Source organism: Oleiphilus sp. HI0125 (assembly GCF_001635355.1).
On record NZ_LWGF01001027.1, the window covers coordinates 1 to 690 of the forward strand.

General features: G+C 44.5%; 2 protein-coding genes. Both read right to left on the reverse strand.

The window, feature by feature from the left end; genetic code table 11:
* Window positions 1-235, reverse strand: a 235-nt coding sequence (locus A3762_RS17560) for a helix-turn-helix domain-containing protein (protein WP_369820694.1), incomplete at its 3' end; no start/stop codon positions are given.
* 8 nt (window positions 236-243) lie between these two features.
* Window positions 244-690 (reverse strand): tRNA-dihydrouridine synthase (locus tag A3762_RS17565; RefSeq protein WP_197469356.1); only part of this gene is annotated, 447 nt, incomplete at its 5' end.

Consider the following 690-nt stretch of genomic DNA (forward strand, 5'->3'; position numbering starts at 1 on the left):
GACCCAGAAGCACAGAGGCTTTGGTTTGGTTGTTGCGCGTATATTTCAATACTTGCTCTAGAAGAGGAGCTTCTACTTCTGAAAGTACGAGTTGGTAGACGTCTGTAACAGGCGCGCCGTCTAGTTGAGCAAAATAGTTGCTCAGCGCTTTTTCTACCTCATCACGTAATGTTGTGCCGCCATCAAGCAATGGGGCGTTTTGTGATGGTTGGATGTCTTGGTTGTCGGCTAGCATCTCAGAACTCATGCAGCTTCATCTCCTTGGTTGTTCGATCGCTTAAAATACTCGCTTATCGCGTTAAGTTGATCTTGTGTTGATTCAATAGTGTTAAAAGTCTTTCTGAACGCTTTACCATCTATCCGAGTTTGAAAATACCAAGCGACATGTTTTCGGGCAATTCGCACGCCCATAATGTCGCCATAAAAACAATGCAATGCACTTACATGGCGCAACATAATATCCTGTTGCTCCAAAAGCTCTCGCTGCGGAAGATGCTTCCCTGTTTTTAAAAAGTGCTCTATTTCCTCAAATATCCAAGGTTTTCCTTGAGCGGCTCGTCCTATTAAAAGTCCGTCTGCGCCGGTGTAGTCGAGAACAGCTTTCGCTTTCTCTGGAGAAGTAATATCCCCATTAGCAAACACCGGAATTGCTAGGTTTTCTTTCACTTGTTTTATGGTGTCGTACTCAGC